The 7918-nt window shown below is 55.4% G+C and carries 7 protein-coding genes and 1 pseudogene; 5 read left to right on the plus strand and 3 right to left on the minus strand.

What is annotated here, in order from left to right; all coding sequences use genetic code 11:
• Window positions 1–23: 23 nt before the first annotated feature.
• From GT003_RS07870 to GT003_RS07875, 3 genes are all read left to right on the plus strand, one after another.
• Window positions 24–2096 carry an alpha-galactosidase gene (locus tag GT003_RS07870; protein WP_161696161.1) on the plus strand — a complete coding sequence of 691 codons (2073 nt, stop codon included), beginning with the start codon at window positions 24–26 and terminating at the stop codon, window positions 2094–2096.
• 338 nt (window positions 2097–2434) lie between these two features.
• A complete protein-coding gene (locus GT003_RS32455) occupies window positions 2435–2650 on the plus strand; it encodes a hypothetical protein (RefSeq protein ID WP_239565840.1) in 216 nt (71 codons plus the stop codon).
• Window positions 2651–2691: 41 nt separating this feature from the next.
• The gene (locus GT003_RS07875) at window positions 2692–3573 is read left to right on the plus strand and encodes a beta-propeller fold lactonase family protein (RefSeq protein WP_428842592.1); all 882 of its coding nucleotides are present in this window, start codon (window positions 2692–2694) and stop codon (window positions 3571–3573) included.
• Between the two features lie 691 nt (window positions 3574–4264).
• Here GT003_RS07875 and GT003_RS07880 read toward each other — a convergent pair.
• On the minus strand, window positions 4265–4786 hold the full coding sequence (locus tag GT003_RS07880; RefSeq protein ID WP_239565839.1) for a BclA C-terminal domain-containing protein: 522 nt from the start codon (window positions 4784–4786) through the stop codon (window positions 4265–4267).
• Window positions 4787–4806: 20 nt separating this feature from the next.
• On the minus strand, window positions 4807–5010 hold the full coding sequence (locus tag GT003_RS32460) for a hypothetical protein (RefSeq protein ID WP_239565838.1): 204 nt from the start codon (window positions 5008–5010) through the stop codon (window positions 4807–4809).
• Between the two features lie 437 nt (window positions 5011–5447).
• Here GT003_RS32460 and GT003_RS07885 point away from each other — a divergent pair.
• Both GT003_RS07885 and GT003_RS07890 read left to right on the plus strand, forming a co-directional pair.
• A pseudogene (locus GT003_RS07885) lies at window positions 5448–7142 on the plus strand (collagen-like protein); the annotation flags it as partial.
• Between the two features lie 231 nt (window positions 7143–7373).
• Window positions 7374–7667: a hypothetical protein gene (locus GT003_RS07890; protein ID WP_161696169.1), complete on the plus strand. Its 294-nt coding sequence runs from the start codon at window positions 7374–7376 to the stop codon at window positions 7665–7667.
• Here the strand turns inward: GT003_RS07890 and GT003_RS32235 are convergent.
• Window positions 7664–7918, minus strand: a 255-nt coding sequence (locus tag GT003_RS32235) for a hypothetical protein (protein ID WP_211676300.1), incomplete at its 5' end; no start/stop codon positions are given. The two genes, GT003_RS07890 and GT003_RS32235, sit on opposite strands and share 4 nt — an antisense overlap.

Consider the following 7918-nt stretch of genomic DNA (forward strand, 5'->3'; position numbering starts at 1 on the left):
GACGTAACCGGAGGCGGAGAAGAATGACGATAACGAGAATGGAGCGGGAACAAGCCGTGGCGATCGGTAACGGTCACGTGCGCGTCGAATGCGATCTGGCAAACGGGACCGCCCGTATCGAATGGCTGGATTCGGCAAGCGTGCGCGGCATCCAAAGCCGGATTCGATTGGACGGCCGGATGGTCGCGACGAAGGATGCGGCGGGACGTTCCTATCGGTTCGAGGAGACAGCGGATGCTTTCGGAACGGGCGCGCGATTGCTCGTGCATCACCGGATGGACGAGCGGCTGGAGCTTGTGCAAAGCTTTGCCGTCCATGACGGCTCGAAGGAATGCTTCGTGCAGGTAAAGGCGTTGAGCCTGAGCGGGGAAGCGCTCGCGACCAATTATATCGCGCCGGTCTATTGCGACGGCGAAGGCGCGGACGGCGTGCTGAGCGTGAAAGCCGGGGCCGCGGATTCCGAGGAACAAGACGCGCTGCTGGCGCTGCTCGTGCCGTTCGACAACGACAAGTGGGTACGCTATGAATCGGTCGCGATGCCTGGGCATCTGGAAAGCTACGAAGTATCGGCCGTGTACCGTAACGCTTCCCGGCACGGGCTCGTGTTCGGTTCCGTGACCCACGATACGTGGAAGACGGGCATCGGGGTCGAGAGCGCTGCGGGGCAAGCGGTGCAGCGGCTGGAGATCTACGGCGGCGCGTCGAGCGACTATACGCGCGACACGATTCCGCACGGCATCGTCGCGGGAACCGAAGTCGCGTCCCCGACGATCTGGCTCGGCGCGTTCGACGACTACAGGGAGGGGCTGCAAGCCTTCGGCGAAGCGAACGCGCGCATCGAGCCTCCGCTGGCGTGGGAGGGGACGGTGCCTTTCGGCTGGAACAGCTGGTCCGCGGTCGGCGACAAGCTGAGCTACGAGAGCTATACGCGCGCGTCCGACTTGATTCGCGAGGTCCAGCAGCAGGGCTTTCACGACCAAGGCGTCGTCTACTTGAACTTCGATTCCTTCTGGACGAACCTTACGGCCGGGGAGCGGCGGCAGGCCGTCGAGCATGTCCATCGGAACGGACAGAAGGCGGGCACGTACTGGACGCCGTTCGCGTACTGGGGCAAGAGCGAGGAAGCGGGGAATCGGATCGTCGAAGGCACGGACGGACGCTATACCTATGCGGATCTGCTGCTGCGCGACGAGGAAGGCCGCGTGCTGCCGGATCTGGACGGCGGACTCGCGATCGATCCCACCCATCCGGGCAATCGGATGCGCACCGAATGGACCTTGCGGAATTTCGTCTCGGAAGGCTACGAGTACGTGAAGCTGGACTTCATGGCGCATGGGACGCTGGAAGGGCGGCATCATCATCCGGATATGCGGACGGGCATCCAGGCGTACCGGTACGGGATGCAGCATATTTGCGAGCTGCTCGATCCCGCGCGGATCGGCCGGCCGTTCTTCATCCATTTGTCGATCGCGCCGCTCTTTCCCCATCCGTACGCGCACGGCCGCCGCATCTCCTGCGATGCGTTCGGCGAGCTCAAGGACACGGAGTATATGCTGAATTCGCTGACGTACGGCTGGTGGATCAACGATACGCTTTACCGGTTTAACGATCCCGACCATACGGTGCTCTACAAGAGCTATAACCATGAACCGACGACGGAGCACGAAGGCCGCAGCCGGTTGAACGCCTCGATCATCGCGGGCACGCTCATGCTGATGGGCGACGACTTCCGGATGGAGGAGGCGAGCAGACGAGCGCGCGCGTGGCTGTCGGCGTCCGAGCTGATGGCGATCGCCCGCAAGGGGGAGACCTTCCGGCCGCTGGACGGGAATACGGGTCAGCGGGCCGCGGATATCTTCTACCGCAGGGATCGCTCGCCGGAAGGCGCGGAAGTCATCCATGTCGCGGTATTCAACTACGACAAGGAACGGTCCGCTGCCAAGACGGTCGACTTGGGACGAATCGGCCTCCCTGCCGGTACGGCGTATCGCTGCGAGGAGCTGTGGTCCAACGAAGCGAGCAGCGCGGAAGGCAAGCTTGTGGTCTCGCTGGCGCCCGCGGAGTCGGTGATGCTGCGGCTGAGCGCGATTGGCTGAAGGTTGGTGTTGGATATTTATAGGAAAAAATGCGGAACAGCCCTGAGGTTTTTCCGCGTTTTTTTGATGGGCCAGCATTTTATGGTTCTATTCCGTCATAACTTAATAAGTACCCAGCACGTAGTTGATGTCCGGTTTGTTAATGCCCATCATTTAACGACGAGGAGATGTAAATATGGGTAAAGTGAACGGTCGTCCTGGACCTCCTGGACCGCGAGGTCCTCAAGGTCCTCAAGGTCCTCCAGGGCCTCCAGGGCCTCAAGGACCTCCAGGGCCTCAAGGACCTCCAGGACCCACGGTAGAGGGACCTCATTTACTTCAAGAATTCGCAGGCGCAGTTGGCGCGGCTGGACCTGCAGGTCTTGCAGGAGCACTTGGGCCGGCTGGTCTTGCAGGACTTGCAGGGGCGCTCGGGGCGGCTGGACCAGCAGGACTGGCAGGACTGGCAGGAGCACTTGGAGCAGCCGGGCTTGCAGGTGCGGTTGGCCCAGCAGGAGCACCAGGACCTACTGGGCCTGCAGGGCCTCAGGGGGCAGAAGGGCCTCAGGGACTGATAGGGCCGACGGGACCGGCTGGTTCCTTTTCGGTCAATCGGATCTATGTCGCTAATTTCAATAGCAACGATGTATCCGTAATCGATGGGGCCACGAATGCGGTCGTCGCCACGATTCCCGTGGGGGTTAACCCGACAGGGATAGACGTCAATCCTTTAACCAACCGCATATACGTGTCGAATGTGAACAGTGCTGAAGTAACCGTAATCGATGGAGCTACCAATTCCGTCATCGCCACTGTCCCTGCAGGGGACGGCTCGGGAGACGTAGCGGCCAATTCGGCCACCAACGCCATATACACGGCAAATTTTAATAGCAATGACATTACCGAGATCAATGGTTTGACCAATACCGTGGTCGTTACTATTACGCCTGTCGGAGGAAATCCGTTCCCGACCGGAATCGCCGTCAATCCGTTCACCAATCGGATTTATTTGGCATGCTTCAATTCCGACATCGTTTCTGTCATTGACGGAGAAACCAATGCCGTGATTACTAACATTCCGGTCGGGGTTAATCCGTTCCGGGTAGGGGTGAATGCGGCAACGAATCGGATTTACGTTTCGAATTTTACCAGCAACTTCGTATCCGTTATTAACGGGTTTACCAACGCCGTAATCGCGAGCGTTCCGGTTGGGATTACGCCGGCCGAAGTGGGCGTTAATCCTGCCGATAATGCGATCTATGTTCCCAGTCGGGACAGTAATATTGTTTCCGTCATCAGCGGTCTCACGAATGGGGTCATTGCCGCTATAGCGGTCGGAAATAGCCCGAATGGGGTAGGGGTCAATCCGAAGACGAATCTAATCTACGTCACCAATCAGAATGATAATACCGTTTCCGTTATTGATGGCGTAACGCAAACGGTGATTGCTGTCATACCGGTAGGGGCGCGCCCTTTTGCAGTAGGCGTAAATCCGTAGAAACTTCTTACAAAAGGCGGTGATTAGTATGGAGGAAGTTCGAACGTTAGAAGAATTAATCGAACGGTTGTCTAAGCTAACCAAAGAAGATTCAATCTGCCAGGTTTCGATTCCCGGAAAAGGGACGTTCACGATCGTCCTGCAAGAGGACTATCGAACGGTGAATAATCGTCTCGATGATGAGAACAATGGGCGAGTTACGTCGGTATCCGAATTATCGAGGAATCCCTTTCTCTAAAAATTGAATTATAGAGTGGACCGCAGACTGGCGAAATGATTTGGAATCGTGATTGCGCTAAAGGGATCGATTTCTCAATAACGACGGTCTGATAAAACGGCTGTCAGGTTATTCCATTCTATACATGGCCCGCCTTGCAGAAATTTGTTATATAACCTCGCGTTCGGAACCGTTCCCGATCCGGTACCCATCCGGAATTCAATGACGGCACCTAGCCAAGTAGCCGGCTTCGCTATGGCCACGCTCCCGTTCACGATTGTCGAAAACGGACAACTAATGAGATTAAGGACCGCGAATCCTTGGCTTTTTAAACGATCATTTCAACTATCGTCTTATGGTCCGATGGCGGCAGCCGAGAACGAGGGGGGACACTGTACGAGGAATGAAAGCACGAAAAACGGTTGCTAGGGCAACCGTTTTTTCTTTGCCTTGGATACTCGCTGTCATCCAATACTAATTCAATTTCTTAAGCAAGATTGAAGCATTGACGTTAATTTCCGTTCCGCCGGCCAAAGTCTGAAGGGTAACTGCGGAAGCTGAAGTATGATTTCGGAGCGTTAGAATACCGCCGGAAGGAATAGCAACGATGACCTGCCCGACGTTTTTCTGCGTACCGGCTCCCGTTCCGTATGTGGCTCCTGCGATCGCATTGCCATTGAGCAGCAAGGTAAACTGATTTGGCTCTACGGCTGTTACGTTAAACGTAACCTCATAATCGCCCGGAACGGTAACTACAATTTGGGAAGTACCGGGAGCATGCGTAATACCGGGCGTAAGAATGCCATTCGTATCGAAAAGAACATCTGCATTTACCGGAACGACTTGGGCTAGTAAATTGTACACATATCCATACTGCGATAAGCCAAAGCCCGTGGCTCCATTAGCACCTGCAGCGCCGGTTGCTCCCGTTGGTCCTGTTGGTCCGGTTGCTCCTGCAAGACCAGCCGCTCCAAGTGCTCCGGCAAGTCCTGCCAATCCGGCAGGTCCGGCTGCTCCTAGAGCTCCGGCAAGTCCTGCCAGGCCCGCTGGCCCAAGTGCTCCCGCAAGCCCTGCAGGTCCGGCTGCTCCGATTGCTCCTGCAAGTTGTTGAAGTAATTGCGGTCCTTCCGCTGGAGGTCCGGGAGGTCCTTGGGGCCCTCTCGGTCCTGGAGGTCCAGGCGGACAATTGCATCTGCCCATGACTTCATCTCCTTATTCATTTAGATGCCTAACCAATGCCGACATTGCCAACGTTGAAGCTTCCACATACGTCCATCTTAATACAACAATAAAGCACAAAAATATACCTATAGTAGTTGCTGATAATGTAATCACCTACATAACGGAATCATTATCATCTCCTACATTTTGGATATTTAATAGGTTATGTAAGGGTTCTGGCTAATGCTTGGATATATGCCAGGGAGACATTTGATCAACGTCATTTGTCATGCGCAGCAGGCCATGATGAGCAGCTGCTTGTTCAGCTATAACAGGTTAATGCAACATGCTTTTGAGTTGCATCATGTATCGCCAAGCGGAATAAACTTCAAAAAAGAAGAGAAATGCCTCTACCGGCAAAATTACGCCTCATACAAACGGTCAAAAGGCGTTCAGCCTGCATAAAGGAGAGCATACACCTATGGGAAGATTTCGAGGTCCTCCGGGGCCACCAGGCCCGCAAGGTCCGAGAGGTCCGAAAGGTCCGCGAGGTCCCGAGGGTCCACAAGGCATTTGCTCCCCGTGCCCTACGGGCGCTCAAGGCCCTCAAGGCGTAACCGGTCTAACCGGGGCAACTGGCGCTACGGGAGCGGTCGGGACTACAGGCATGACTGGTGGGTTAGGGGCAATAGGCTCAACGGGAGTCACGGGTGTAACTGGGGCAACAGGAATTACAGGCGTCACTGGTGAAACCGGAGTAGCAGGAGTAACAGGAGCAACAGGAGCAACAGGAGCAACAGGAGCAACAGGAGCAACCGGTGAAACCGGTGGAATAGGCTTAAACGGAGTTACAGGTGCAACTGGTGTGGGTGCGACGGGAATAACAGGACCGACCGGGGCAACCGGAGTCACAGGAGCAACGGGTGCAGGTGCGGCGGGAATAACAGGAACAACAGGAATAACTGGGGTAACCGGAGTCACAGGAGCAACGGGTGCGGGTGCAACAGGAGCAACAGGAGCAACCGGGGTAACTGGAGTCACAGGAGTAACAGGACCAACGGGCGCCATTGGAGAAGCCGGGGTAACAGGAGAAACAGGAGCGACGGGAGCAATAGGGGCAACTGGAGTAACAGGAGCAACCGGGGCAACAGGAGCGACAGGAGTAAATGGAGTCACGGGTGTAACAGGACCAACGGGAGCCACTGGAGAAACCGGGGGAACAGGAGCAACAGGCGCCACAGGGGTAACTGGATTCACTGGATCAACGGGTGTAACTGGGGCAACTGGGCTGACCGGGGAAACCGGAGTCACAGGAGCAATAGGAGCAACGGGAGTCACTGGAGAAACCGGGGGAATAGGAGCAACTGGCGCCACTGGAGCAACAGGAGCAACGGGGCCGACCGGAGTCACAGGGCCAACGGGAGCAACTGGAGAAATCGGACTAACAGGAGCAACTGGAGAAACTGGAATCACAGGATCAACGGGTGCAACTGGGGCAACCGGCGCCACAGGGGTAACTGGATTCACTGGATCAACGGGTGTAAATGGGGCAACTGGGCTGACCGGGGCAACAGGAGCAACAGGAGCACCAGGAGCACCAGGAGCAACAGGAGCAACAGGAGTCACAGGAGAAACAGGAGTAACAGGAGCAACGGGAGCAACCGGGGGAACAGGAGCAACAGGAGCAACTGGGCTTACCGGGGCAACCGGAGCAACGGGAGCCACTGGAGAAACCGGGGTAACAGGAGCGACAGGAGTCACCGGTAGCGTATTAGGCTTTGCGGATTTTTTTGCATTAATGCCTCCAGATAATGCAGCAACGGTAGCTCCGGGTACTGACATCAGTTTTCCGCAAGATGGACCTACTAGTGGAGGGGCGATCGTCCGTACCAGTCCCAGTACGTTTAACCTGACTGCGATTGGGACTTATATGGTCTTGTTTCAGGTGAGTATAGACGAAGCGGGTCAACTGATTTTGACGCTAAACGGTGTGGATTTAGCCTATACGGTGGTCGGGCGGGCAACAGGCACTTCTCAAATTGTTGGCATGGCCCTTGTACAAACAACAGCCCCCAATTCAATTCTCACATTGCGAAATCCAGCCGGCAATGCTGCTGCATTAACGATTACTCCAGTTGCAGGAGGAACAAGACCTGTCTCCGCGCATGTTGTTATCACACGACTTGCCTGATGAAATTGAATTGAAAAGCAATTTAGAAATCCGCACAGAACTGCAGTTCATATGTCTAAAGCATATGAAACGTCATCCAGGGCCCATCTTTTGATGGGTCCTTTGTGTTGTCTGAAGAAACACGTCTAAAAGTAAGGCGGACTGGGCTGGCGAACGCCGGAACTGCTGTAAGAAGTGAAGAATTCGAATACATTTTTACTTTGACAAGCTGTGCCTGATGAAAATGCCTTCGTGAACGAAAGGCAGGGTAGCGCTGGTCGGCTAGCAGGATACTGCGCCTCTCCCGCTGTAGGCAGGGGCGGATCGCTGGCCGTCGACGGGGGCGCCGCTTTAGCCGATTCTTTCCAACAATGCGATGGCGATTACGAGCTCGCGTTCCAAGCATACAATAAGAGCTTCCGTCCGTTCATCGAGGACGTGCAGGCGAGCGCGGCACAATTCGGCCTGGAGTTTCTTGTCCCGCGAACGGAAGAAGCCATTCGTGCAAGAAATTCGCAGCCGCCTTCCGACATCGGACTTGCCTAAGAAATGCTTAGGGACAAGCCATACGCGTTGAAGGACTGCAAATCGTAACCGACAGGCTCCCCGTACGGTAGACAGGCGTGATCTAAAAAGGCTACTAGCGTGAGGAGGCCGCTGAAAAAGTGAAAGAAGGAGTAAGCTCTCCATTTTTGAGGAGCTTGCTCCTTTTTTTCTTTATAATTAAAGCAACATGAGAGAGTGCGGGTGACGAGATGATTCAACAACAGCAGGAAATGATGGTTAGCCCATACGCA

The sequence above is a fragment of the Paenibacillus sacheonensis genome (genome assembly GCF_009909195.1).
Lineage (GTDB): Bacteria > Bacillota > Bacilli > Paenibacillales > Paenibacillaceae > Paenibacillus_Z > Paenibacillus_Z sacheonensis.